23 protein-coding genes are annotated in these 26,498 nt (G+C 55.0%); 10 read left to right on the top strand and 13 right to left on the bottom strand.

Annotation, left to right across the window (positions count from 1 at the left end; all coding sequences use genetic code 11):
* Positions 1 to 39: 39 nt before the first annotated feature.
* Positions 40 to 1,779, top strand: a complete 1,740-nt coding sequence (locus INT33_RS04390; protein ID WP_193091225.1) for a potassium/proton antiporter — start codon at positions 40 to 42, stop codon at positions 1,777 to 1,779.
* A 73-nt stretch (positions 1,780 to 1,852) separates the two neighbouring features.
* On the opposite strand, the gene INT33_RS04385 is transcribed toward INT33_RS04390, so the two are convergent.
* Positions 1,853 to 2,560, bottom strand: coding sequence for a DUF3581 family protein (locus tag INT33_RS04385; RefSeq protein WP_192536883.1), 708 nt, complete (start codon positions 2,558 to 2,560; stop codon positions 1,853 to 1,855).
* Between the two features lie 108 nt (positions 2,561 to 2,668).
* Here INT33_RS04385 and INT33_RS04380 point away from each other — a divergent pair, with 108 nt between their 5' ends.
* The gene (locus INT33_RS04380; protein ID WP_193091224.1) at positions 2,669 to 5,632 is read left to right on the top strand and encodes a translocation/assembly module TamB domain-containing protein; all 2,964 of its coding nucleotides are present in this window, start codon (positions 2,669 to 2,671) and stop codon (positions 5,630 to 5,632) included.
* A 20-nt stretch (positions 5,633 to 5,652) separates the two neighbouring features.
* On the opposite strand, the gene INT33_RS04375 is transcribed toward INT33_RS04380, so the two are convergent.
* The gene (locus INT33_RS04375) at positions 5,653 to 6,369 is read right to left on the bottom strand and encodes a trimeric intracellular cation channel family protein (RefSeq protein WP_192536881.1); all 717 of its coding nucleotides are present in this window, start codon (positions 6,367 to 6,369) and stop codon (positions 5,653 to 5,655) included.
* Between the two features lie 215 nt (positions 6,370 to 6,584).
* Between INT33_RS04375 and INT33_RS04370 the strand changes: the two genes are divergently transcribed.
* From INT33_RS04370 to INT33_RS04360, 4 genes are all read left to right on the top strand, one after another.
* Positions 6,585 to 7,079 (top strand): nodulation efficiency, NfeD-like protein, encoded by a 495-nt coding sequence (locus INT33_RS04370; protein ID WP_192536880.1) that lies wholly within the window; start codon positions 6,585 to 6,587, stop codon positions 7,077 to 7,079.
* A gap of 2 nt (positions 7,080 to 7,081) precedes the next feature.
* A complete protein-coding gene (locus tag INT33_RS04365; protein ID WP_192536879.1) occupies positions 7,082 to 8,140 on the top strand; it encodes an SPFH domain-containing protein in 1,059 nt (352 codons plus the stop codon).
* 384 nt (positions 8,141 to 8,524) lie between these two features.
* A complete protein-coding gene (locus INT33_RS21120) occupies positions 8,525 to 8,908 on the top strand; it encodes a hypothetical protein (protein WP_226940070.1) in 384 nt (127 codons plus the stop codon).
* 24 nt (positions 8,909 to 8,932) lie between these two features.
* Positions 8,933 to 10,375: a GGDEF domain-containing protein gene (locus tag INT33_RS04360; protein WP_226940069.1), complete on the top strand. Its 1,443-nt coding sequence runs from the start codon at positions 8,933 to 8,935 to the stop codon at positions 10,373 to 10,375.
* 17 nt (positions 10,376 to 10,392) lie between these two features.
* Here the strand turns inward: INT33_RS04360 and INT33_RS04355 are convergent, their stop codons facing one another.
* The 5 genes from INT33_RS04355 to INT33_RS04335 all read right to left on the bottom strand — a co-directional run bounded on the left by INT33_RS04355 (position 10,393) and on the right by INT33_RS04335 (position 13,975).
* Entirely contained in the window at positions 10,393 to 11,907 is a 1,515-nt protein-coding gene (locus INT33_RS04355; RefSeq protein ID WP_193091223.1) for a sodium:solute symporter family protein, read from the bottom strand.
* Positions 11,900 to 12,127 carry a hypothetical protein gene (locus tag INT33_RS04350; RefSeq protein WP_193091222.1) on the bottom strand — a complete coding sequence of 76 codons (228 nt, stop codon included), beginning with the start codon at positions 12,125 to 12,127 and terminating at the stop codon, positions 11,900 to 11,902. The genes INT33_RS04355 and INT33_RS04350 overlap by 8 nt, the downstream gene beginning before the upstream one ends.
* Before the next feature lie 77 nt (positions 12,128 to 12,204).
* Positions 12,205 to 12,681 (bottom strand): GNAT family N-acetyltransferase, encoded by a 477-nt coding sequence (locus tag INT33_RS04345; protein ID WP_193091221.1) that lies wholly within the window; start codon positions 12,679 to 12,681, stop codon positions 12,205 to 12,207.
* An 88-nt stretch (positions 12,682 to 12,769) separates the two neighbouring features.
* On the bottom strand, positions 12,770 to 13,489 hold the full coding sequence (gene bluB, locus INT33_RS04340; protein WP_193091220.1) for a 5,6-dimethylbenzimidazole synthase: 720 nt from the start codon (positions 13,487 to 13,489) through the stop codon (positions 12,770 to 12,772).
* A gap of 27 nt (positions 13,490 to 13,516) precedes the next feature.
* Positions 13,517 to 13,975 carry a GNAT family N-acetyltransferase gene (locus INT33_RS04335; RefSeq protein WP_193091219.1) on the bottom strand — a complete coding sequence of 153 codons (459 nt, stop codon included), beginning with the start codon at positions 13,973 to 13,975 and terminating at the stop codon, positions 13,517 to 13,519.
* Between the two features lie 259 nt (positions 13,976 to 14,234).
* Between INT33_RS04335 and INT33_RS04330 the strand changes: the two genes are divergently transcribed.
* Genes INT33_RS04330 through INT33_RS04320 form a run of 3 tightly spaced genes read left to right on the top strand, consistent with a single transcriptional unit; the run spans position 14,235 to position 18,918 of the window.
* A complete protein-coding gene (locus INT33_RS04330; protein ID WP_193091218.1) occupies positions 14,235 to 16,466 on the top strand; it encodes a TonB-dependent siderophore receptor in 2,232 nt (743 codons plus the stop codon).
* Between the two features lie 11 nt (positions 16,467 to 16,477).
* A complete protein-coding gene (locus INT33_RS04325) occupies positions 16,478 to 17,485 on the top strand; it encodes an alpha/beta hydrolase (protein ID WP_193091217.1) in 1,008 nt (335 codons plus the stop codon).
* 44 nt (positions 17,486 to 17,529) lie between these two features.
* Entirely contained in the window at positions 17,530 to 18,918 is a 1,389-nt protein-coding gene (locus tag INT33_RS04320) for an NHL repeat-containing protein (RefSeq protein WP_193091216.1), read from the top strand.
* Positions 18,919 to 18,989: 71 nt separating this feature from the next.
* Here the strand turns inward: INT33_RS04320 and INT33_RS04315 are convergent, their stop codons facing one another.
* Positions 18,990 to 19,478, bottom strand: coding sequence for a MarR family winged helix-turn-helix transcriptional regulator (locus INT33_RS04315; RefSeq protein ID WP_193091215.1), 489 nt, complete (start codon positions 19,476 to 19,478; stop codon positions 18,990 to 18,992).
* A 109-nt stretch (positions 19,479 to 19,587) separates the two neighbouring features.
* Here INT33_RS04315 and INT33_RS04310 point away from each other — a divergent pair, with 109 nt between their 5' ends.
* Positions 19,588 to 20,514: a DMT family transporter gene (locus tag INT33_RS04310; protein WP_193091214.1), complete on the top strand. Its 927-nt coding sequence runs from the start codon at positions 19,588 to 19,590 to the stop codon at positions 20,512 to 20,514.
* Positions 20,515 to 20,567: 53 nt separating this feature from the next.
* Here INT33_RS04310 and INT33_RS04305 read toward each other — a convergent pair whose 3' ends face one another.
* The 5 genes from INT33_RS04305 to INT33_RS04285 form a co-directional block, all read right to left on the bottom strand.
* The gene (locus INT33_RS04305; RefSeq protein ID WP_193091213.1) at positions 20,568 to 20,993 is read right to left on the bottom strand and encodes a GNAT family N-acetyltransferase; all 426 of its coding nucleotides are present in this window, start codon (positions 20,991 to 20,993) and stop codon (positions 20,568 to 20,570) included.
* A 528-nt stretch (positions 20,994 to 21,521) separates the two neighbouring features.
* On the bottom strand, positions 21,522 to 22,898 hold the full coding sequence (astB, locus tag INT33_RS04300) for an N-succinylarginine dihydrolase (RefSeq protein WP_193091212.1): 1,377 nt from the start codon (positions 22,896 to 22,898) through the stop codon (positions 21,522 to 21,524).
* Positions 22,895 to 24,367, bottom strand: a complete 1,473-nt coding sequence (astD, locus tag INT33_RS04295) for a succinylglutamate-semialdehyde dehydrogenase (RefSeq protein WP_193091211.1) — start codon at positions 24,365 to 24,367, stop codon at positions 22,895 to 22,897. Before astD ends, astB begins: the two co-directional genes overlap by 4 nt.
* A gap of 17 nt (positions 24,368 to 24,384) precedes the next feature.
* Positions 24,385 to 25,413 carry an arginine N-succinyltransferase gene (astA, locus tag INT33_RS04290; RefSeq protein WP_193091210.1) on the bottom strand — a complete coding sequence of 343 codons (1,029 nt, stop codon included), beginning with the start codon at positions 25,411 to 25,413 and terminating at the stop codon, positions 24,385 to 24,387.
* Positions 25,413 to 26,495: an arginine N-succinyltransferase gene (locus tag INT33_RS04285; RefSeq protein WP_193091209.1), complete on the bottom strand. Its 1,083-nt coding sequence runs from the start codon at positions 26,493 to 26,495 to the stop codon at positions 25,413 to 25,415. Before INT33_RS04285 ends, astA begins: the two co-directional genes overlap by 1 nt.
* Positions 26,496 to 26,498 lie beyond the last annotated feature (3 nt).

Raw genomic sequence — 26,498 nt, 5'->3', positions numbered from 1 at the left:
AACGCGGCGCCCATTTATATCGTTTGCTAGGAAGCGCGTATGTTTCAGGTGGATCAACTTATTTTAATGGCAGCGATCCTGCTGCTGATCGGCATAATCTCAAGCAAACTTTCGGCCCGCTTGGGTATGCCGGTGCTGGTTCTGTTCCTGGGAACCGGCATGCTGGCTGGGGAAGCGGGTATTGGCGGGATCAGCTTTGATAATCCTATTTTGGCACATGCCCTGGGTACCTTGGCGCTGGCCATGATTCTATTCGACGGCGGTCTACAAACGCCGATGGCTTCAATTCGCATGGTTTGGAAACCCGCATCCTTACTGGCAACGGTTGGGGTTCTCATTACATCAATGATTACAGGTGCAGCAGCGGCCTATATTCTTAATCTGCCGCTGCTCGATGGGTTATTGTTGGGCGCCATCGTAGGGTCGACCGATGCGGCGGCCGTTTTTTCGCTGCTACGTAATGCCGATATCCATATCAACAAACGGCTTAAGTCGACGCTTGAGATCGAAAGCGCCTCGAACGACCCTATGGCGATTTTCTTGACCATTGGACTGCTTGAAGTTCTGGTTAACGATATGCCGCTTGGCGTGGGCTTATTGAAGCTATTCGTGATGCAGATCGGGGTTGGCGGCGTCGTAGGTTTATTAGTGGGCTGGGCATCGGTTCAAATAATCAATCGCATCCAACTGGTAACCTCAGGGCTTTATCCCGTGCTGGTGGCAGCCTGTGGCCTATTTGCCTTTGGTGTCGCAGCTAATCTTGGGGGAAGCGGCTTTCTGGCGATCTTTGTGGCGGGGGTGATGATCGGTAACCGTCGCATCGCTTTTCAGCGCAGTACCTTCTTGTTTCATGATGGCTTGGCGTGGATGAGCCAGATCGTCATGTTCGTTGTGCTGGGCCTGCTTATCAATCCCATGTCACTGCTGGACGTATGGCTTGAAGGCCTGATGATCGCGGCCATTTTAATACTGGTGGCCCGTCCGCTTGCCGTGACGCCTATTCTTAAAATGTTCGGCTTTACCAACCGTGAAACCGGGTTGGTTGCCTGGGTAGGCCTACGTGGCTCAGTGCCCATTATTCTGGCTATATTTCCGCTGATCTTTGGCCTGGAAGGCGCGGAGCTTATCTTCAACGTGGTTTTCTTCGTGGTGTTAATCTCCGCGACCCTTCAAGGCACAACCCTTCCCTATGTGGCGCGTAAATTAGGCCTTACCGTCGCACCGCCCATTGTGCCTGCCGCAAGCCTTGAAATTACGGCACTGGAAGATGTTGACGCCGATATTGTGGAGTACCGCTTAGGCGATACCGCAAGGGCCGTCAATCGACGGTTATCGCAAATTGCGCTACCGGATGGCACGGTGGTGGCGATGATTACGCGCGGCAAGGATGTCATCCCACCGCGTGGCTCAACGCTACTTCAGGCAGGCGACCACCTGTTTGTCGTTTTACGTCCTGATATTAGGCCTTTTGTTAACTACGTGTTTGCCGAGGGCGCAAGTATTACCAGCGGCGAATTTCCTGATCAAACCTTACGCCTTAAGGGAAGCACCAGTGTCGGCGAAGTACTTCACTCGTATGGCCTTACGTTAGATGATGATATGACATGCACACTGGATAAGCTGTTGCATGAACGCCTGCCCGATAGCCCAAGCGAAGGCGATGAACTAGTACTAGGCGATGTGACGTTATCCGTACTGGGGGTACTCGAAGGGCGTATTACCACCATAGGCGTAACGAATATTCAACCAGCGCTTGTACCGACAAACATGCCAGGCTAACCGCTATGCGTAATAGCCACCTGCTCGGTGCAGGTGGCTATTGGCTTGAATAGAAACGCATCGCAAGAATTGTTTAAGCCGCTTCGTAAGCCGCTTTAAGCCGGTAGAACTCATCGACGATTGCCGCCATTTCGCTGGCGTCGTAATGACACAGGCCACTAACCACCAACTTCTTGGAGCCAACCCCTACCGCATCTCCCGCCGACTCAATGGAAAATTCAAGCAGCGCATCCGCCCGCTTACCCTGCACATCCAGCGAGGAGCGCGTTAACGCAAGATTGGGGTTAAACCCATCCAAACGCTCCAGCGAGAATCCCATGCTATCGTAAATAACCAGCGGGCGTTTGGGGTTAAACATGACCCCGTGCTGCTCCATTAACGGCTTTAAATAGTGCGGAAAGTTTTTTCCCGAAAAAGCCACATAGCAGCGCGCAAATGCTTCAATAGCGGTTTCATCCAAGGTTGTTTCACCACTGCGAACCACCTGCAGATAGCATTTGCCACTCTCGTCAGATACGTGTAGCTCACCGTTATCTGCTTCACTAAACAGCAGCGGCGTATCAGCACTCACCATATTGGTGAAGCGAAATTCCATTTGCCGCGACAACCCAAATTTGACGAGTATCAGTGCGAATAGCAAGTCACCAGGCACGCAGAAACGACGCGCATCCGGATTATGAATGGGGTTGTAATCGCCAGCCACGCCTTTAGCGAAACGGCTGGCCTGCTCAGCAGAGATCACGATGTACTCTCCGCGTTGCGCGTAAAAATCCTTGAACATGGCGTTTGCTGCCTGCCTAGCGTTGAAATCGAAAACCCATAACTGCCCAACGTCGCGCATAATGCCATAAAACACGCGCTAACAGGAGTCATCGGCCAGGAAGCGAGTATGCCAAACACGAATATTGCCAAAAAACGCTTACCACGCTTTGCATTAGCAACGCTAATTGGCGCCTTATTTATCGTCGCCATTTGGCTGATAGGCAGCTATTGGCTGCTTAATAGCCAGTGGCTACCCAACAAAATCTCCCAGTTCGAAGGCGTTGAGATTCGTTGGAGTCAAGGTGCCAGCCGCCACCCTGGGCGCTGGGAGGTAGAAAACCTGTACCTTTCACGTGAAGATGACGCGTTACCGATTAGCATTGAGGCCGAACGCGCCACGCTTACGCTGTCTTTATTATCGCTACTGCGCGGTGAACTACATATTCAGGCAATGGACGCAGAAGGCATTCGCCGCTTAACCATAGGCGATATTGCCCTTGAAGCTCAAGGCACATTGCGTGTATCGAACACAACGCTTAGCCGTGAGCGCCTGGCCGTCCCCGAAGCAACCCTTGCCATCACTGAAGGCCGCTTGGTACGGCTTAGCGACCAAATGACGCTGGTTAATGCGATTAACCTTGAGGCAACGGCATCGCTTGATGAGGTCACACCGACCGACCCGGCCACGGGCGAGCTTAACCCTGAGCTACTAGCCGCCCTTTCGGCAACGCTTGAGCTACGTGCCCAAGCAGATGCCTGGGACGTGTTCATGCCCTACCTGGATGCCCTTCCCTGGCTGTTTCTAAATGGCCGGGGCGAATTGACCGGCCATATTGCGCTAGCGTCAGGTACGCTTGAAGAAGGCAGCCAGCTGACCCTTGAAGCGCCTGAGTTACGCTTAACGCTAGACGAGCGCAAGCTTATTGAGCCAACGGCCCCGACCACCTGGGTGATCGCGGACGCCCCACCGCCCCGGCATTCCGCGACAGGCCAGGGAAACGTTCAACTTAGCGTGAGCGATAATCAGCTTCACTTTGCAACCCAGCTACAAGGCGTCACTCTGGCAGATACTCAAGCCTACGCCACTGATACCGCACTACGCCTGACCAGCAAGATCGCCAATCAGCGACTCGATCACTTAAGCTCGCCCACGGACGCCGAACTCACCCTGAAAGGCACCATCACGCGACTGGATATGCTGGACCGCTACCTGGCCGATACATTACAGGGCCAGGGGATTCGCTTATCAGGCAATGGCCGTCTAGAAGCCGATGTTAGTGTGCGTGATACCCAGCTCTATAATGCTCGCCTGTTTATTGACGCCGAAATGCTGGCGGCTGAAGCGTTGGATTTCAAGGCGCAAGGTAGCGGTACTCTTAATGCTGAGCTAACGGATGCCGCGAGCGTTGACGCCACGCTTCAATTTACCCAGGCAATGCTTAACCACCATGAGCGAACGCTACTTAACGACGCTACGATCGACCTGACCGCTCAAAGCCCCATCGACACGGCGCTAGCCCATGAACAGGCGACGGCCACTCTGACCTGGCAAGATGCGCGCATGCCCAGCATCAATGTACTGCAACCCTATTTGGCTAGCTACCTGCCGGATCCCGCACCGTTTCAGCTAATCAGCGGTCAAGCGCAAAGCAGTGGAGCGCTTGCCCTTACCGCTGATCAGCTGAGTGGAGAGCTTTTTTTATCGGGTAACGCACTTACCACCCGCTGGCAGCGTGATGAGCAGCGCACAACATTAACCAGCGACATGCAGCTTTCACTTTCACTTAAGCAGGCAATGACCGACGGCACGTCAATTGATATAAGCGACAGCCGTTTACGCTGGCAGGTCGCCGATGATACCCAGCCCAATGAACGCTTGGAAAGTATTCTGGTGCTGCGCGATGGTCGCTTTCAGCGGCGTGACGATACGCCCAGCGGGCAGTTTCAGCTGGAAGGCAGCGTGCAGCGCCTAGGCTTTTTAAACACCTTTTTGCCCGATGCCCATGGCGTATCGATTTCAGGCAACGGCCAGCTATTTGCCCAAGGGTCGTTTCGGGATAATCGTCTGCTGGCACCCACCCGGCTACGTATAAACGCCAATCAACTCGAAGTCGCGTTTTTGGATTACCTGGCGACGGGGCGTGGCGAGCTAACCGCACAAGTCGATAGCGCTGAACAGGCCCGGCTTTCCCTGGGAATTCCGCGTTTTTCGCTGCAGCGAAAAGATGATGACAGCCCCCACGTCGAGGGACGTCATTTCGCTTTAACCACCCAGACTAATCAGCTCAGCGAGGTGCTAATCTCACCGGAAGCAGAGCACTTCGTCACCCGGATTGCCCTACCGATTACCGACGTACCGGACTTTACCCGTTATAACCGCTACCTGCCCGAAAGCGCGGGAATTACGCTATTAGGTGGGCAGGCAAGCCTTACCAGCGAGTGGTTGCTAGATGGTTTAACCGCCCAAGGAGAGCTATCGCTGCGCGCGTTTGTCGCCGATATGGCGCTGCTTGATCAGCGCCTGCGAGGGGATTTGCATCTTTCCCTGACCCTTACGCAGGGTGATCTGGAAACACACCGCTTTACCGCCGACAACTCCTTTCTTCGCCTGGAAAATATTATCCGCCCAGGCGACAACGTCTCGGCGGATGCCGGCTGGTGGGTACAGATTTCCATGAATGAGGCCCAGCTAGACTGGGCAGACCCTGTGCGTTTAGTGAGCCAAGTAAGTCTTGAAATGCGCGATACGGGGCTACTTGCCAGGCTTTTTCTGGAACGGGCGCGTGAAAAGGAGTGGCTAGGCCGGCTACTCAGCGTACGCAATATCAGCGGCTCTGCCGAGCTTGCGATTAACGGTGATCGCGCAAGCCTCAACAACCTTACTCTTACCGGCGGCGCGTTACGACTGCTGGCGGATATCACTATGGCTGAGCGCAGTGCGAATGGCGCGCTCTATGCTCGGCTCGGCGCGCTGGGCGTCGCGGTGGAGCTGGTTGATAACCAGCCTGATTTACATATTTTACAGCCGCGCCGCTGGTTTGAACGCTGGCAGCAAGCCCAGTCACCTATCTCAGCCACCCCCACTCAATGACCCATATAACCGTTATATAATTAGCGTTTTGTTTTACGCTCACGACGTATCATTCTCACCCGCTCTTTGGCTTTAGCTGGCGTCGAGAGCGGCACTGCCGATTGGGCCTCTTTGGGAGGTACCGTCACCCAGGCAAAGACCGGTAACGCCAGCTGCCAGTGAATCGCTGCCAACCGAAGACCCAGCGTAATTCCTAGCGCCATAGTAATACTTACGCTTAGCGGCGCATTTAGGGCTTGCAGGGTGGCATAGGCAATCCCGCCGGCCATAGCGGCAGTGGCATATATCTCTTCACGCAACACCATGGGTACGCGCTGGGCCAGCATGTCGCGAATCATGCCACCCGCCACACCTGTCATCATGCCCATCAAAACCGCCACCACGCCTGAGGTCCCAAGCAACAGCGCTTTATGCGTGCCGATGACCGTAAACAGGGCAAGGCCAAACGCATCGGCAATTGGCAGAAACCCCCGCGACAGACGATGAATATAATGAAAGCCGACCAGCGACACACTAACGGTTGCCAGAATGACCCATAAGTAAGTAGCGTCAGCGACCCAAAAGACGGGGCGTACCCCCAGCACTAAATCACGCAACGTACCGCCGCCAATGCCGGTGACGGCGGCAAGCACCAGCATGCCAAACGGGTCCATTTTGGACCGACACGCCAGAATCACGCCCGACAGCGCAAAGACAATCACCCCTGCCATATCTAGCCAGTACACCACACCTGTCACGCGATTCCCCTTTGTGCGCTATGGTTCTTAAAATCAGGTTCTTAAAATCAGGTTCTTAAAATCGAGTTCTTATAGCTAGGTTCTTAAAAGCAAGCTCATAAAGCAGGCAGAATAGCACTAAAGCGGTTTGCGTTTATCGCTTACTTAGATGCGAATTAAGCAGACTTAACGCAGTAGCTTAAGGTAGGCTGATGATAACTTTAAAAGGAGGCACTATGGATTGGAATCCTGCCTATACGTGGTTAGTGCTGGCGCTACTTCTCAGCTTGGGGGAGTTAACATCAGGCGCCATGGTACTGCTGGCGCTTGGCATCGCCGCCGCCTTGACTGCGGCCGTTACTGCGTTGGGATTATCGCTACCCTGGCAGCTTTTAAGCATGGGTATCTTTACCGGTGTTCTGGTGCCAATAGGTATTAGGGTGATCCGCCCACGTTTTTCCCCTCGCGGCGTTGCCTACGGCACCACCGGCACGGGGGTAGAAAAGGGCAATTACTACCATACGTTGCGCCGCGATTATGACGATGCAACCGGTATCAAAATTAACGGTGACTTTTACCGCTTGCGCGTCACCGATACGGGCACAACAGACCTGCCACCCGACACCTCCGTTATTTTTCAACGCTTTGAAGGTACCACAGCACTGGTTGCTCTCCCTTCGTCAGTACCCAATCCTTTGCAAGACGACACCACACTTCGTAAGGAACCTTGATAATGGATCTACCTATTAGCCCCGGTTTGTTAATAAGCCTGATTATTGTCGTTATCGGCATCGTGATCATTTCCAAAGGGCTGGTCATTGTTCGCCAATCTGAGGTCATGGTGGTTGAGCGCCTCGGCTCGTTTAATCGCGTACTCGAAAGCGGTATCAATATCATCGTGCCCTTTATCGAGCAACCCCGCGCCATCACTATGTTGCGCTATCGCAAAATGGGCGAAGAGTACCAGGCCATTACCACTGATGAGATTCGCATTGACCGCCGCGAGACGGTAATGGACTTCCCCGGCCAGCCGGTTGTCACTACCGACAATGTGACCGTACGTATCAATGGCGCGCTCTACTATCAGATCATCGATCCTAAGCGCGCTGTTTACGAAGTCGTCAATATGAGTCAGGCCGTCGAGGTTCTGGCCAAAACCACGCTGCGCTCGGTGGTTGGCAAAATGGAGCTGGATAAGCTGTTTGAGTCGCGCGCGGAAGTGAACAATGAAATTCAGGCCGCGATGGAAGAGCCTGCTTCTAAATGGGGCGTCAAGATATCTCGTGTAGAGGTACAGGATATCGCCATGCCCGAAGAGGTGGAAACGGCCATGCGCCTGCAAATGGCCGCCGAACGTAAACGCCGCGCGACGGTGACCGAGGCTGAGGGTGAAAAATCCGCGGCCATTGCCATGGCGCAGGGCCAGCGTGAATCGTCCATTCTTAACGCCCAGGGTGATAAGGAGTCGGCTATTCTGCGTGCTCAGGGCGAGCAGGAATCCATCAAGCTGGTACTTAACGCAATTGGTGACAGTGAAGAGAACAAGCGGACGGTCGTGGGCTATTTGCTGGGCCAGAGCTATATCAAAGGCCTGCCCAATATGGCAAAAGATGGCGAGCGGGTATTTGTACCTTATGAGTCCTCTGCACTGCTGGGTTCAATGGGTATGTTCCGCGAGCTGGCTGGCTCACCTGAAGATGCCGTGGGGGAACATCTTAAACATCGTGCAGGTAATGCCAGCGCATCCAACAGCTTTCGCAGTGGCGTGGTAGGCGGAGCCACCAATAGCTAAATAAAAAATCACTAATACAAAAATCGCTAATGCAAAATCATGCAACGCTAATTTAAACTAAATCAAACCGCGCCGGGTAATGATAAGCCCGGCTTTTTTTTGTAGTCAACGTGACATATAACTGCTTTACTTTACCCAATAAGAAAATATTGATACATACCTATCTAAACAGCCCGCAGGGAAACAAACTTCTTTTGCCGCGTGTAGGCGAAGTTTATCAGCTGGTTTTTAATCCGTCAGGGATCTCTTACCCTTGCTAAGCCAAGCATCATTAGCCGCTTTTATTCAGCGGATCATGGCTGGCCTGCCGGGTTTTAGCATCGTTACGAATTATCCAGTGATGATGCGTTTAACAGCCGCATAACAGCGACCAGGAACAGAACTTTGTTGTTGCGTGGGTATGGCATCTATAAAGCTATCCTGTGGGGCATTACACTTTGTATTGGAGTGCTGCTTTCGTGTGCCTTAAAGGCCGACACAGCGCCCCAACCTCTACATAGCTGGGAATATCATTGGGGCGACCTCCCTCTTGATACGCAAGGCACTCTTCAGCAAAACAATACAACGCCCGTCTGGCACGCCATTAGCTTTCCTGCCAACCCACCGGAACGAAATGGCCAGCAGCAAGTATGGTTTCGCGGTGTGTTACCGGAAGGTAACTGGAGTGATCCGGTACTTTATATCACCAGTATCGATCTGATTGGCCAGGTCTATCTGGATGATACGCTGATATATCAGTACGGCGAATTCGATGAACAGGGCCGTTGAGATTTTGCAGGCTGGCCCTGGCACATGGTCGACCTGCCTGAGGGATTTTCCGGCAAATCGCTTAATATACGAGTGTTCTCCTATTATACCAATATCGGCCTGTGGGGCGAAGTAAAGGTAATGGAGCGCCTTGATGTATTGAAAAGCATCATCCAAATGTCCGTTCAAGACCTTGCTGTTAGCGCTCTAGTGTTCGTTTTAGCATTTATAGCCAGCATATTCGCTCTAATGGGCCCCGAACGGCGCGGTTTTGCAGCTATCGCTCTGTTTTCCTACGCCTCAGGGCTGATGCTGATGGCTGAGGCGCCGGCTCGCCAGCTAATCATTGACAACGCCCTGGCGTGGGATACGTTACGTGCAGGCAGTTATTATACGTTACCGGTTGCCCTGGGGTTGCTGCTAAGCCACTGGTTTAACGGCACCACTAAACGCTGGCTGACACGGCTCTGGACGCTGCATTTAGCTTATCTCGCTATTTCAATCGGCTTGGTTCAGACAGGGGTGATCAGCCTGTCTCTCACGTTCCCTGCATTTGATGCGCTGCTAGTCGTCACACTGCCTGCCATGCTAATGCTTGCCCTGTTTCGGTTTCGCGAATTAAGTATCGAGCAACGCTTATTGGCGCTTAGCTTCACCTTTTTCATACCGCTGTTATTGGCTGATATGCTGGTAGCCCACGGCTTCGTTGCCTGGCGCCCTATCTCATTAAGTTACGGTACGTTGATTTTTTCGCTGGCTAACGCCGCCATCTTTCTGTGGCACTATCGTCATACACAGCAGCAAATGTCGCTTACTAACGAAACCCTTGAACATCAGGTGGCATCGCGAACAAAGGAGCTGGATCGCCTCGTTCAGGAATTAGAAAATCTGTCTTTTAAAGACTCCCTCACCAATCTATACAATCGACGTCATTTCGATACGGTGTTCGCACATGAGTGCCGACGCGCGCAGCAAAATACCAGCCAACTAACTCTATTGATGCTGGATATCGACCACTTCAAGCAGATCAACGATCACTTTGGTCATGATGCCGGTGATAGCGTGCTGGTGGCAATTGGTGCACTGCTGAGGCAACACTTTCGCGGTCTCGATATCGTTTGCCGATTTGGCGGTGAAGAATTTATTGCTCTGCTGCCAAGTACCTCAGTTAACGCTGCCGAAGCGTGCGCTAACGCGCTCTTGGAACAGGTATCCCAACTTTCTCTAACGCACCAGGGTACGTTATTAAGAAACGTGACGTTTTCCTGTGGAGTGGCAACCTATCCAGACCATACTCAGGATCCATTTAGGCTACTTAAACTGGCTGATGAGGCGCTATATCAGGCTAAAAACGGCGGCCGCAATCGCTGCATCGTGTGGGTCGAAGCGTCTCAACCACAGGAGTTTATGCTGGGCAGCCATAGCCCAGCAGGGGCTATCACCAGGCTATCGCCTAAGATGCATGAAACATCAGAACGTAAGCTATAAACACCGCCTACCCATACTTAACTCAACCGGCTGCCGCTACTGGTTTTTTCTTTGCCAAGACGGGTCAGCCCACGCGGCGCCGCAATGCGAAAGAAGCGCTCGATCACGTCGATATTAGTCGCCGGTGTCATTAACGAAACGCCAATGAACACGGGCAAGTTGATCATTAGCCCCCAGAAACCAGCATGCACACCCAACGGATGCGACCATAACGTGGTAAACGCCACGGTTACCAGAAAGCCTGACACAATGCCTGCCATAACGCCTAGGCGTGACGCGCGAGGCCAGAAGAACATGCCGATAAAGGCAGGCAGCACTTGCGATGCAAACCCCAATCCCACTAGTAAAATCATCACCAAACTACCCGGCTCGGCAATCGCCAAAGGCGCAATCACCAGCGCCATAATGGGCACGATCATGAGTCTGGCAAGCCTACCGGTTGTGGCGTCCGAAAGCTTTAACAGCGGCTGAATGACATCCTTGCTCAATGAAAGCGATACCGAATGTATGAACGGCTCGCTGGACGACATAGAAGCCGCCAAAGTGCCCGCCCCCAGCAATCCCACCAGTACCACCGGTAGATGCTGCATGGCATATTCAAGGGCTACGGTATCGGCTCGAACCAACTCGGGTAGCGAGAAAATACCGATAAAGCCCACCACCACCATAGGCAAGATCACCACGTAATACGTCGGCAGCCAAGTAGCGCTTCGCCGGATAGTACGCGCTGAAGATGCACTCATCCATTGAGTCCATACCGGGGGCATAAAGGAAAACATCGAGACAATAATCGAGGTCGTCCAAAAGCTGTAGGTCATGTCTTCACGGGCGCCTGGCAGCGTTAAAAACTCAGGATGCTCGGCTTGGATGCGCTCAAATACCCCCGCAAAACTTAGCCCGCCCGTCGCGCTATATACTGCCCACATGCCCACCGCCCAAGCGACAATCAGCATCAGCACGCCCTGGAACGCATTAGTACGCCCAATGGCTCGCTGCCCGCTGGCGTATAAATAGACGGCAATACTGGTCAATACCAGCACAACACCCAACCAGATCGGTATCAGCCCCCCGCTCATCACAAACAGGATGTAAGCCGAACCAATGGTTTGCAGTACCGCGTAGGCAACCGAGCCCACCGCCATGACCAGTGCCGCAAGCGCACCCAGCGCAGGGCTCTGATAGCGATCAGCAATAGCGCTTGCCTGGGTCACGTGGCCAAACTCGGCGCCAAACTGCCATACCTTCGGGCCAAAGTACCAGGCGATAAGTGCCAGATAGGCCAGGTAAGTGGCCACATAAAAGACCGCCACGCCTTTAGAATACGCCCAGCCCGGTGCACCCATAAAGGTGTAAGCGCTCACGCTACCCGCAGCAATCAGCAGATAGAGCATGACAGGGCCCATGCTGCGTCCGGCAACGCCCCACTCCTCCAGACTGTCCATATTGGCGCCTTTAATGCGGGCGCGTAAGCCAATCATCATGACGATGGCAACGTAAGCTAGCGTAATAAAAAGCGGCCAAACGCTATTCATGGTTGTCCCCCTCGACAATACGATTGCCTACTAACATAACCGCCACGCAGGCAAAAATAACCAGATAGCTCCAGACCACCATCAGGGGTAGGCCTAACACCAGGATTGACCGATTGACCCAGCCAATCACCGGCCAAGTGCCCATTACGATCAGTGCTACAAACGCGATGAATAAGCCCCAGCCCGCACGCGTGGTGGGCAATACCAATAAACGTCGCATAGTGGTTTCCTATTATTTAGCGAGCGGCAGATAGTCAGTATTGATAGCGTTACGCACATCCGTTAATTATCTGCCGTCTACATCTCAAACTGGCGTGACATCAACGTCACAGCTTCTCCCCGGTACTCAAGGCACTCGACCGGCTGCCAGCCCAGTCGCTGGTATAGCGCCTGCTGGTCCGGCGTGTAGAGGTAAAACCTGCGAATGTCATTTGCCTGTGCCTCGACTTCCACACGCTTTATCAGTGCGGAAGCAATCCCGCGCCCGCGTGACCCAGGCAGTACGAACACCGAAGCAAGCCAGGGAGTTAACTCAGAGCGAATGCTCATATCATCGGCAACCAGGCTGGCGGTACCTACCGGCATATCGCCTTGCATAGCAACAAAAATAGACGGCACGCCTACGGCACCGCACTCGGAAATGGTTTCTTCAATGGCGTCCTGAAGTGTCTTCTCTGGATTCAGGTGTCCCCAGGCCGTAAACATCCATTGCGTAACATCAAGGACATGCGGACTATCAGCGTTCAGGCGCTCAATGGTGATCGCATCGTGCATACGGTTTCCAGAATATTTAGCAAAAGCAGACATGGTAATGACATATATCGTCAATCACTAGAGAGGTGAACGTGCTCTTAACGCGACGTCAAACGCTTTTCCCGCCAGACTGCTCATTTAACGCCGCTTCAAGCAACTCATTAATAAGCGTCCCTCCCCAAGTATCGCCATGTACCAGCTCACTGAGTGGCAATCGCGAGCGCCAACCCTTGGTTTCAAGCTCAGGCTGATCCAGAAACTCGTTGACATAGCCAAGGCAAAGATACGCCACGGGATAAACATGCTCGGGCAGGTTGAGAGCTGCGCTCAACTGAGTTTGGTCAAGAACACTTACCCAACCTACCCCAACGCCTTCTGCCCGCGCCGCCAGCCACAGGTTCTGCACCGCCAGGCAAGTGCTGAACAGATCGGTCTCCATGATGCTGTCGCGCCCCAACACGTGAGGGCCACCACGGCTGCGATCGCAGGTAATACAGAGATTGAGCGGACTTTCCAGAATGCCCTGAAGCTTGAGGCCTTTATAAAGATTCTTGCGCTCACCGGTAAAGCGTTCGACAGCTTTTTCATTGGCCTGCTCAAATAGTGCCAAAATCGATGTCCTGACCTCACGACTTTCAATGACAATGAAATCCCATGGCTGCATGAATCCAACCGAAGGTGCGTGGTGCGCGGCCTGCAGTAGACGCGCCAGCACGTCAGCTGGAATCGGGTCGGGAAGAAACTGTGAGCGCACGTCACGACGCTCATAAATGGCGCGATAAAGCCCGTGGCGTTCACTCTCTGTAAAGGAGTCATCTGAGGCGGTCACGGGGGTCAACTCCAGTTGCGTTGTGGTTTAAGCGTGAGGGGCGGGTTTGACCATATCAATATGCGGTATGCCGTCTTCATCGTAGGGCTCACTCATGCGCTCGAACCCAAACGACTCGTAGAAAGCGTTCAAATAGACTTGTGCGCCAATCTTGATACCCAGGTCCGGATAGGTTTGCTCGGTAAAACGAATCGCCTCCGCCATCAGCTCGCGGCCATATTGACAGCCCCGGAAAGCGTTAAGGGTCATCACCCGGCCAATGGAAGGCTCGGCGAATTTATCCCCCGGCCCCACCACACGGATATACGCCGCCAGCTCCCCTTCAACCGTAGCGGTAAGATGCCAGGCTAGAGGATCCAATTCGTCTACTTCCTGGTAGGCACACTGTTGCTCTACCACAAACACCATTACACGCGCTTTGACGATCTCGTAAAACGCGCGGGTGCTCAGCTCATCAAAACGCGCCCAGTGAAAACATAGCGGCATACCGGCCTTCTCTCTTGAACAGGATGTCGTTTATTAAAAGCCGATTATACAGACAAGTAAGTGACGGGCTATCACAGCGAGGCAGATGAGCATCCCTTTCCGCAGCTACCTCCGGCAGTACTGGTCACGGCATTAGTAAATACTAATTCGATATTGAAAACGATTATCATTTAAATTAGCATTACATTTTGCGTTTAGCCGTCAACGTATTCGCTTTGCTTGCTTCAGCCAATATCCACGCTTTAGGGAGTTACCCTCAATGCCTCGCACTTTGTCGGCGCCATATGCGCTTTCTTCGCTTTCCCTTGCTGTTGCCCTGGCCCTTTCAAACCCGCTTTTCGCCCAGGAACACACTAGTGACGAAAAGGCATTCGACACGCTCTATGTGACCGCTGAAGCCATTGCAAGCCAGGCATTGGGAGCATCGACGATTACCGCCGACGATATCGAGCAACGCCCACCCGCCAACGACCTTTCCGAATTGATAAGAACCATGCCAGGGGTAAACCTAACCGGCAATACCGCCTCAGGCCAGTACGGCAACAACCGTCAAATCGATTTGCGCGGCATGGGGCCTGAAAACACTCTGGTACTGATCGACGGCAGGCCGGTCGGCTCGCGTAACTCAGTGCGCATGGGCCGCAGCGGTGAACGCAACACCCGTGGCGACACCAACTGGGTGCCCGCCGAGGCCGTCGAGCGCATCGAAGTGCTGCGCGGGCCAGCCGCTGCCCGCTATGGCTCTGGCGCCTCTGGCGGTGTTGTTAATATTATTACCAAGCAGCCCTCTGATACGTTCAGCGGTTCTGTAAATCTGTATGGGCGCCTACCGGAAGATAGTGCCGAAGGCGACACGCAGCGTGCGGGATTCGTTCTCACCGGGCCGCTGCTGGAGAACCTCTCGTTTCGACTTTATGGCAACGTCGCACGCACCGATGCCGACTCGCTGGATGTTAACGCTGACTTCGCCTCAACTCCGGATGCCACACCGCCAGCCGGACGCGAAGGCGTTCGAAATCGCGATATCAACGGCCTGCTACGCTGGGATGTGAACGACGCTAATGTGATCGAGCTTGAGGCTGGCACTAGCCGCCAGGGTAATATTTACGCAGGAGACCGCGCCGTTCGAGTCGATGGCACCGACCTGCTCACCGAGCTTGCCAATGGCGGCGCGGAAACCAACCGGATGTATCGCAATACCGTCTCACTCACCCACCGAGGTAACTGGGGCGAGAATACATCGCGCTTAACGCTCGGCTTTGAAGGCACCAATAATGCACGTTTGGACGAAGGCCTGGCCGGGGGCCCGGAAGGGAGTATCAGTAACGATCAGGATTGGTCGACCTCCAGGCTGCGCAATTACCGGCTCGATGGCGAGGTGAATCTTCCAACCCAGTTAGCCGGCAATGAACACGTCTGGACCGTGGGTTTCGAACATCAAGATAGTCGCCTTGAGGACGCGTACGCTGTTCAAGGCGCCGTCAACTGGGGCGATTCGGTGCCAGGAATCGACTCAAGCAATCAGGATGGCAAAGCAGACGCACAGACAACCGCCGTCTTTGTAGAAGACAATATCTACCTGGGCGAGCGCTGGATCGTAACGCCCGGTGTACGTCTGGATCACCATAGCCAGTTCGGCAATCACGTGAGCCCCAGCCTGAATACTCAGTTTCACGCCACGGATACCGTCACTTTGAAAGGCGGTATTGCGCGAGCCTTTAAAGCGCCCAATCTTTATCAGGCCAACGATAACTATCTCTATTATACCCGTGGTTATGGCTGCCCCTTTGGCTACACGGGCAACAGCGGCGGCGGGTGTTACGTTCAGGGCAACAGCGACCTTGACCCGGAAATCAGCTTGAACAAGGAGATCGGCATTGAGTGGGCCGATAACGGCTACCACACGTCACTGACCTACTTCCATAACGATTACGACAATCGTATTCAGGCAGGCCTGGATGAAGTGGGCCGAACGGTGTCCGACAATGGCGGTGTTTTCCAGTGGCAGAACGCTTCCAAGGCGGTGGTAAGCGGCCTGGAAGGCAACCTGCGGATCCCCTTGATAGGCGACAATGGCAACACGCTCAGTTGGAACAACAACTTTACCTATATGGTAGAGAATAAAAACAAGCAAACCGGCCAGCCGCTTTCCATTGTTCCCGAGTACACGCTCAATACCTCGTTTGACTGGTGGGCAACCGCCGACCTTTCCGTGCTTTTCAAGGGCACCTGGTATGGCAAACAGACGCCTCCGACGCGCAGCATCAGCGGGGCTCCGCAATCAGGTGAAGAGCTTAGCGTAAGGGGCCCCTACAGCGTTTGGGGGTTGAGCGCCCAATACTATCTGACCAATGACCTACGCCTGGGCGCAGGGGTTGAGAATCTATTCAACGAGCGCCTCTATCGTGAAAACACGGGCCTTGGCTCTGGTGCTGCCACCTATAACGAGCCGGGACGAGCCTACTTCATGTCGCTGAATATGGACTTCTAAACGGGCTGCGTATGCTGTTAACCCCTTACAAAACCTATCGCTTGCCGCACCTGTTAGGGGCGGCTCTTACCCTGGCGCTTACCTGTTTTGGGAGTACCGCTGCAGTGGCACAGCAACGTGAGCCTACCATGTCGCTAGCGCATACCGTGCTGGATGAATCGCTTGATGATTATCGTTTTGAGCGCTTTAGCGTTGCAAGCGCAGATGATGAACGCCACTGGCGCGTGACGCTCGCCATCCCGACGGGGGCTGCCCCCGAGGCCGGTTTTCCGGCGTTCTGGATGCTGGATGGCAACGCTGCCCTGATGGAGTTCGATACGGACCTGCTCAAAGAGCTTGCCTTGCAAACGACCCCGCCTGTCTTAGTATTTTTAGGCTACGCCAATGACCTGCGCATCGATCCGGCGCGCATGCGGGATTACACCTTTAGCGCTTTACCTGATGATAACGCCGAGACACCACCAGAGCGCCGAGGCGGCGGTGCGAATGCCTTTTTAGAGACGATTGAGCGCCAGATACGCCCGGAAATCGCCACGCGTGTCAAAACGGATACAACGCAGCAAACGCTGTGGGGCCATTCACTGGGTGGGCTTTTTGCACTGCATACACTGTATACCCGTACCGGCGCCTTCAGTACTTATGCCGCGGGCAGCCCTTCGCTCTGGTGGGCCGATGGCGCCCTGTTGGGCGAACCCGAGCGCCGGTTTACTGCTAACAACTCCGGTCGTCCAGCGCGTGTTCTGTTAAGCATGGGCGGCGGCGAACGCGCACGCGATACCCGCCACCGCGATATGAGTAACCCACGGGTGCAGGCACATCTGCGGCGCGTCGCGAGTGTTCCCACCGACTCAACCGAAAAGCTTGCCGAACGGCTTCAACAGGTTCACGGCATACAGGCCAGCTACCGCGAATTTCCAGAGTTAAGCCATGGCCTGACGTTTCGTGCATCGCTGATGGATGCACTTCATCAAGGGGTAGGCATACCGGATCACAGCAACACTCGCGGCACCATCCGATGACGATACGTCACCCTTTTTCACCCACGTTTAAAGGAGCAAACGCTATGCAACGCCTTTCCAATGGTTATCGCCTCAAGCCTTTAGCGGCCGTTATCATCGCTTTATGTACCCTGCCTTCAGTGGCATCGGCTCAAGTCTTTGACCAGCCTGACACCGATTTTAAGGGCAGCGTTTACGCCACAACGCCACTTATTCTTCCCGGCAGCGATGTTGAGTTTGTGGGTCGTGATTTCACCCCCGGCCAGACCGTGGAGCTTTCACGTGGCAATACGCCACTTAACGATACTGCTTACACCGCCGATGACGATGGCAGCTTCACCGCGACCATTACCCTGCCCGAAGACGCCGCTCCCGGCCGTCACCCGTTGGTGTTGATCGCCGAAAATCCCTATGCTGCCAGCATTGTCGATCTCAAAATCTCGCCGCCCATTGCGTTAAACGGCGATGACGCCTTTGATGTGATTGATACCGCCCTGCCTGCCGGTCTCTATCAAAGTGCCTATAGCGCTAAAAACAGTGCGCTGTTCGTCACCCGCGCAGTAGGACGCCCGCCGGTCACTCAGTCAGAACTACTTAAAGTCGATCCTGATACCCTTGAAGTAATTACTCGAGTGACGCCACACCAGGTGCCCGATTACGATGATGAACGCGTCTTTGCAGCGTATGGCGTGGGGGTGGATGATGCCAACGGCAACGTCTGGGTGACCAATACCCGCGAAAATACCGTTGCGGTCTATCGTCAGGACGACTTATCCCTGGTTAAACAGTTCGACGCCGGAACAGTGCCCCACTCTCGCGATGTAATTATCGATAGCCAGCGCGGCAAGGCGTATGTCTCGGCGACCGGTGAAAACTATCTATCGGTGTTCGACGCATCAACCCTTGAACCTCTCGGGCAGATCGAGATTTCATCGTCCGTACGCGGTGAGCAATTCACACCCATGAGCCTGGCGCTGGATGAAGCCTCTGGTCGTTTGTTTACCGTGAGCATCAGCACTCCCGAGGCGGTAGTCATCGATACCCAAAACGATAGTGTTGAAAAGGTGATTACGCTGACCAACGCCAACCGCGCCTCCGGCGTTGCTTTTGATGCGCAAAGTGAACAGTTGCTGGTGGCCTCGCAAGGCTCTGACAATCTGCTTTACGTGGATATCGCATCTGGCGATATCGTCCACGACGTACCGGTCGGCGCTGGCCCGCTCAATGTGGCGTTTGAAGCCGATAGTGGCTTGGCGTATGTGAGCAACCGCGCCTCCGGTACGCTCGCCATCCTCAACCGCGAGGGTGAACTTGTCGCCAATATCGACGGCGGCACTTACCCCAATCACGTTCACGCCGATGGCCAAGGCCACATATTCGCGGTCAATAAGGCCCGCGGCGAAAATGACTCTCGGGGCGACCACGTGCGGCGCATTCAAGCGATCAATGAGTAAACGATCGGAAAGTCTTTAACCAACGTCACCGGCCTGAGCCGGTGGCGTTATTCTAGTAGCTGCTCAGCGTCTCACTGCGTCTCAACGCTATGTAAAAACTGCTTAAGCAACGCATCAAGTTGCGTCCGCTGTTCATCGCTTAGGCCACTGACCAGCTCTGCCTGTGTCGCCACATGAGCAGCAACGACTTCGTCAATTAACGCAAATCCTTTACCCGATAGCGAAATCAGAAAGCCTCGCCCGTCGGCAGGGTTTTTGACACGCTCAATCAATTCTGCTTTTTCCAACTGCTGAAGCCGATGCGTCATGGTGCCGGATGTCACCATGGTGGAGGCCATTAAATCGCTGGGTGAAAGCGCATAAGGCGGGCCTTCGCGGCGCAGCGTGGCCAGTACATCAAAGCTTGAGTCGTTAAGGCCATACGCCGCCCAGGTCTGCTCCATGCGACGCATCAGGCTCTGGTGCAGCCGCTTAATCCGGCCCAGCGTGCCCATAGGGGCGACATCCAGGTCGGGGCGCTCTTTTTGCCACTGGGCGAGTATTTTATCGACGTGATCCATGGCGCTTATGCTTGCCGACTTTTAGCTTGACGTCAAGGTAAAAAGCCATATACCTTGATATCAAGGTATTTTAAAAATCGTCTTTAAGAGCAACTAAAAGAGCCACGCTATGCATTCATCCAAGACAAGAACAGGGGCACTTCCCAAACATACGCGGCTTGCCGCATTTATCTATCTTGTCACCGGTGGTGCGCTGCTTGGTCTCTCAACCAATCTGGCTAAACTGGCCGGTGAAGCGCAGCTGTCGCCACTCGCCTTCCTGTTTTGGTCGATTGCCGGCGCGGCTTTAATTCTGCTGGTGGTGGCAGCGCTACGCAGCAATTTGCCGCCTGTCACTGGCCGCACGCTTGAGTACTACCTTGTTTCGGCCTTTGTGGGTGTGGCGGGTTCTAACCTGATTTTCTTCTCGGCTATTCCGCATATCGGTGCAGGTTTTGTCGCCCTTGTGATTACATTGCCGCCGCTGCTTACCTACGTTGGCGCGCTGATATTAAAGCTGGAGCGTTTTCAGATGATGCGTGCAGTGGGTGTTATGTCCGCACTCGCGGGTGCCATCACCTTGGCGGCTCACAAGCTTTCCGCGCCTGATGCCGACTATGTGTGGATTTTGCTGGCGTTGGCGGGTCCGGTACTGTTGGCCATCGGCAATCTTTACCGCACACTGCGCTGGCCAGCGGGTGTGTCAGGCGAGGCGCTGGCGCCCGGTATGCTAGTCGCCGCGGCCACCCTGCTGTTCAGCGTCAGCCTGCTGCCGGGCTTTTCGCTTGAGGTTCCAACCGAGCAACGTCTTCCACTTCTGTTGATCGCCATTCAATCAGTGGTGTTTGCAGGCCAGTTTTTACTACTTTTTCTACTTCAAAAAACCGGTGGGCCAGTGCTGCTGAGCCTGCTGGGTTCCGTCGGGGCGGTGGTCGGCGTACCGGTTGCGATATGGCTACAAGGCGAAGCGGCGCCGGAGGGTTTGCTCCCCGGCGCGCTGCTGATAGGTGCGGGCATCGCCCTGCTTAATATAGGCAAAGCCAGAAAGCTTTCTTAGATAAACCAGGAAACAGTATTTTACAGCCGGGCATCGATAGAGGGGGACAGCATTCAGAAGATACGCCGCTGCATGTAATGAGTATTATCTTCCGTTTTACGAATATGAAAGCCCATGCGTTCGTAGAGCGCGACGGCAGGGTTGATGCAAAACACGCGAAGGCGCAGCGTGTCGATACCCAACTGTCGCGCCCTGTCTACCGTATAATGGATAGCTGCCGTACCAAGGCCTTGGCGCCGCCACTGCGGCGCAATTTGCAGCTCGCGAATATAGCAAGCCTCGGTATCCTGGTTGATACACAGCAAGCCCACCGGGTGCGCATTGATGACCAGCTGATAGCTTTCCAATGTGCGCCATTCGCTATCGAACAGGGCACTGTCCCAGTGCATATCCAACTGATCATAGTAGTCCGACATGTTCTGGCGGATCAGTTGCTCTGCGAAATCCTTATCGCTGGTTGGTAGAATGAGCGGCGTCATATTTACTCCCGGCGCTCCCTTCGGCACCTATTACGAAAGCACTTATTGGCTTTGGCTATTATTTCATACGGGCTGCACACGTAAATCCCAGACTCAAACAGCGCTTCGCGCTGCATCGCTAGCTGAAGCTGCTCCCACAGTAGGCAAACGCACCGGGATTGTGGGAGCTGAGTTCACTCGGCGATGGCGGTGCTAACCGCCCTTGAGTATTTGCTGCCACTAAATCCGGCAGCGCTTCGCGCTGCATCGCTAGCTGAAGCTGCTCCCACGATAAGCAAACGCATTGAAGTTGTGGGAGCTGCGTTCACTCGGCGATGGCGGTGCTAACCGCCCTTGAGTATTTGCTGCCACTAAATCCGGCAGCGCTTCGCGCTGCATCGCTAGCTGAAGCTGCTCCCACAGTAGCCAAACGCACCGGGGTTGTGGGAGCTGAGTTCACTCGGCGATGGCGGCGCTAGCCGCCCTTGGGCATGTGCCGCCACTAAATCCGGCAGCGCTTCGCTAGCTGACGCTGCTCCTACGATATTCCTAACCCAACTGAAACGGATAAACCGAGCCGACTTGCAGCAATTTTGTTAGCTCGTCCAACGCGGTGAGGGATTCTTCTGCAAGCTTCGGGTCGGCGAGGTCTTGTGTGGCGAGACGGTCGCGGTAGTGGCGGTTGACCCAGGCAGTGAGATCTTCATAAAGATCGTTGGTGAGCAGCACACGACCGGTGAGGGCTGCGCGCTCGGCTTCTGATAGAACGACCCGCAGGCGCAGGCAGGCGGGGCCGCCGCCGTTGCGCATGCTTTGCTTGACGTCTTTCACCACTACGTCACTGATCGGGTTATTGCCTGCCAGCAGGTAGTCTTGAACGGTGCGCCAGACCGCCTCACGCTCCTGGCATTCGCTGGGTACGACCAGTGTCATGGTGCCATCCGGGTTGGAAAGCAGCTGCGAGTTAAACAGGTACGACGCCACCGCGTCTTCCAGGCTTACCGCTTCAATCGGTACGCGAACGGGAATCAAGGGCGTCGTCATCTTGCGGCGCAGCTCGTCGAGCGTGCCCTCTTCGTCCAGGAAAGCCATTTCGTGATACAGCAGCACGGGGCCATTGCCCACGGCGATGACATCGTTATGGAACACGCCCGCATCAATAGCATCTGGATGCTGCTGGGCAAACACCGTTTGCGCTTCACTTAAACCATGCTGGCGGGCAATGGCTTGGCTAGCTTCTAACGTTTGGCGGGCGGGATAGCGCTTGGGTTCGCGCTCACCGCTACGCACGTCACCAAATGCCTGACGGCCATACACAAACAGATGCACGCCCGGCTCACCATACTCTCCACACAGGCGAGTATGATTGGCTGCCCCCTCATCGGAAAATGCAGGCGTGGCAGGCAGCACAGGATGATGGGCGAAGTGCTGCTCACTGTGAAAAATGGCTTGCAGCACGCGCCCCGTGGTTTGCGGCTCGAGAAAGCGGTGAAAGCTTGACTGCAGGTTGGCCGGGGTAAAGTGCACCCGGCGATCCGGCGCATCGATGCTGGGAGTAACGGTGCCCGCATTGGCCGTCCACATGCTGGAAGCCGAACACACGGCACGCAGCAGCTGCGGGGCATCGGCGGCGGCACGAGTAAGCACGGCATGATTGCTGCCGCTAAAACCCAAGTCGCGCAGCGCGCCGATATCCGGGCGCTGCTGGGGCGGCAAAACACCCTGGGCGTAGCCCGCCTCCATCAGCGACTTCATTTTTAAAAGCCCCTGCAGCGCGCCCTCTTTGGGATTGGAGACCAGGCCACCATGGCTCATGGAAGCCACATTCCCCACAGCCAGCCCCGAGTAGTTATGTGTCGGGCCTACCAAACCGTCGAAATTGACCTCGCGCACGCCATACGCGCTTCTGTTCGCCGCCCCGCTCATAGGCTGACTCCCGGCGGTAAGGTTTCGGGAATTTCCAGGCTATCGGCTTCCATGGAAGCCACCGGGTAGGCGCAGTAGTCCGCTGCATAGTAAGCGCTGGGACGATGGTTGCCACTGTCGCCGACACCGCCGAAAGGCGCATCCCCGGAGGCACCGGTGGTTTGGCGGTTCCAGTTCACGATCCCCGCGCGAATGCGCAGCAGGAAATCAGCCCAATCATCTTGATCACCGCCAATTAGCCCGGCCGAAAGCCCGTAGCGCGTATCGTTGGCAAGCTTGAGCGCTTCATCCCAATCGCTATAGCGATGAATTTTAAGCAGCGGGCCGAAGTACTCTTCATCAGGCACATCCAGACCGGTCATATCAATTAACGCCGGGCTGAGCAGGCTGGTGTCCTTTTTGAGGCGCTGCATGCGGTTGATCACCGTGCCGCCTAAAGCTTCCAACGATTCCTGAGCGTCCAACAAGCCATCCGCAGCGGCAACGCTGACCAAGCCGCCATAAAACGGCTCGGGATTATTTTCAAACGGTCCGGCCACATGCAGTTTGGCAATCGCTTCAGAGAGCGCTTCAATAAGCCGGTCGCCCTGCTCGCCTTGCGGGACAATAAGCCGACGCGCGCAGGTGCAGCGCTGGCCGCCGGAAAGATAAGCCGACTGCAAAATGGTGAGCACGGCCGCGCGTTCGTCGTCGATGTCCTTGACCACCAGTGGGTTATTACCGCCCAGCTCTAACGCCAGAATTTTATCCAGCTGGCCTGCAAACTGTTGCTGTAACATGCCGCCAACCTTGGCGCTGCCGGTAAACAGCAAGCCATCAATACCGGGATGCGCGGAAAGCGCCTGCCCCACCGGCACACCGCCCTGTACCAGGTTGATAATGCCCTCGGGCAGCCCGGCCTCAAGCCAGCACTGCAGGGTTAAATCGGCGGTCAGCGGTGTTTGATCACTGGGTTTGAAGACCACGGTATTGCCCGCCAGCAGAGCGGGCACCATATGACCATTGGGCAAGTGACCTGGGAAATTATACGGGCCAAATACGGCCATGACGCCATGAGGTCGATGACGCAGGACCGCTTTGGCGCTGCCTACCGATTTTTCACGCTCGCCGGTGCGTTCGGTGTAGGCTTTAATCGAAAGCGCTATCTTGCCAACCATTGCGCCTACTTCGGTGCGTGCTTCCCAAAGCGGTTTGCCGGTTTCACTGGCAATTGCTGTCGCTAACACTTCAGAGCGGCTTTTGACGACGTCGGCAAAGCGTTCAGCGAGGGCTTGGCGTTCGCTAAAGGGTAATTTTGCCCAGTCAGGAAAAGCGTTGCGTGCGGCTTTCACCGCACTCTCGACCTGAGTACGGCTGGCCGCCCCCCCTTGCCAGAGTAGCTCGCCTGACACAGGATCGTACTTATTTAGCGATTCTGCAGCGCCGTCCATCCAGACGCCGTTGATAAGCTGCTGCTGTTGGGCCTGCATCGTATTCTCCTCGTCTGTTAGGTTTCCAGAAGCCGAACGGTATCGCCTGAGGTAACCCCAAGACGCTGCGCTTCTGTGCTGCTTAAAACAATCGTGTCACGCGTGGGCGCACGGCCTATCCATGCGGCAGTAAAGGACTGCATGCTTGTGGTCGCGGCCAGCCAGCGGCTAACGCTCTCCTCAGAGGCATCAGCGGCTATTTCAACTTGATAAAGCTGTGAATTGCGCACAGCCCGCACGTCATCGATATAGGCTTCAACCGTCGGGCCGCCATCGAAAATATCGATGTAGCCTTCCCAGCGCAGCCCCTCTTTTTTGAGCATTTCAAGTGCGGGCCTTGTATGACGATGCACTTGGCCAATACACGCGCGCGCCTCCTCGGCCATAAAGGTGGTGTAAATGGGAAAGCGCGGCATCAATTCGCCGATAAAGCTTTTCTGCCCCAGCCCCGTGAGCCGGTCGGCTTCATTAAAGTCCATGGGGAAGAAATGCTTGCCCAGGCTTTCCCAGAAGGGACTACGGTTCTGCTCATCGAACACGCCACGCATTTCCGCGAGCACTTTTTCGGGGAAGCGGTCACGAAACTGAGCAATAAACAGCCAGCGGGCTTTGGAGAGCAGCGCACCGTTGCGCAGATGCTTGTTTGCCTCACCGCGGTATTCCGGGCGCAAAAACAGCGAGCAGACTTCGGCATCCCCGGTATGGTCAGAACTTAGAAACAGCGTATCGATGGTGCGGTGCAAATCCAGCTGTACCGATGAATGAGCCAGGGTGCCCAGCCGATAGTTATAGAAAGGCACTTCACGGCCTACCTGACCTTCAATCGCACAGCAGCCGGCCAGCTCGCCATTGTCTTCATCTTCCAATACGAAGAAGTAAAGCCGGTCGTTAACGGGCGTGCGCTCTTCGAATGCGCGAACGGAGGACTCAATTTTGCCGGCGAGAAACTCGCGATTGCTAGGCAACGAGGTAAACCCCACCCCCGCCTGCTGCGCAAGCGCCAGCAGCCCATCGGCGTCAGCCCGGGCAATCGGTCGAATGCGCATCATAGTTCTCCTTCATCAAAGGCATCCACCGCCGCGGGAAGCGTGAGCGGCGCGGCAAATACAGCCCGGCCTTCTTCCACGCCGAGACGTTTGGCATCCGCTTCTGAAAGCATCAGCTGGCCAGTGGGCGAAAGCGCGTAGCGCGTCACAATACAGCGGAAGTTATCCAGCGCCTGATTGGCAATCAAGGCAGGCTCTGCATCGGGCAAGGCGCTTTCCGGGCGAATTCGCACCGGATGCCAGGCGGCCCGGTAAAAGGTGGCGAGACGCTCACGCTCGGCTTTGACAATCGGGCCTGCATCGAAAATATCCACATGGCGCGAGCGCACAAACCCTTCCGCCAGCATTTCTTGCAAGGCGTCCTCGTGGGCGGGATGCTCCCGGCCAATCGCGGCCCGGGCTGGTGGAGTAAGCAGTGGCAGATACAGCGGAAACTGCGGCATTACCTCGGCAATAAAGCTTTTGGAGCGCACTCCCGCAATATGATTGATATCGTGAAAACTGCGGGCAAAAAAGTGATGGCCCACGCTTTCCCAAAAAGGTGATTCGTTCTGGGCATCCAGGTACCCGGGAAACGCCACGGCCAATATGCGCGAAAAACGCTCGGGGTACTGGGCAATAAACATCAGCCGGGCACGGCGAAGCAGGCTTTCCGCGCTGGTACCTTTATAGCGCGGATTTAACGAGTAGGCGCAAAGCAGCGTGGCGTCAGACACTTCATGGGAAAGCGCCAGGGTTTGTACTTCGCGGCGTACGTTTAGCTGCTGCGAGGCGTGGATCAGCGTTTCCTGACGATAGGTATAATAGGCTTCACTGGCGCCCGCCTGGGCACGAATGGTAGCGGTTCCGAGCACTTCCCCATTACCCGCTTTATCCACCTGCGCGCTGTTTTCCAGAACGAAGGTGTAGTGCTCGTTACCCGGAAATTCGATCTCGTCGTTAAACGACTCCAGGGAGCGCGTAATGCGCTCCTCCAGACGTTCACGATTAGCAGGTAAGTTGGTGAGCTTGGGAGTCGCGTGCTCTGCCAACATGACCAGCGCTTCTAAATCCGCCATTTTTACCGGACGAATGACCAGCATCTT

The sequence above is a fragment of the Halomonas colorata genome (genome assembly GCF_014897985.1).
Taxonomy (GTDB): Bacteria; Pseudomonadota; Gammaproteobacteria; order Pseudomonadales; family Halomonadaceae; genus Vreelandella; species Vreelandella colorata.
Note: the sequence above shows the minus strand (reverse complement) of the source record. Positions and strands in the feature narration are given on the sequence as shown.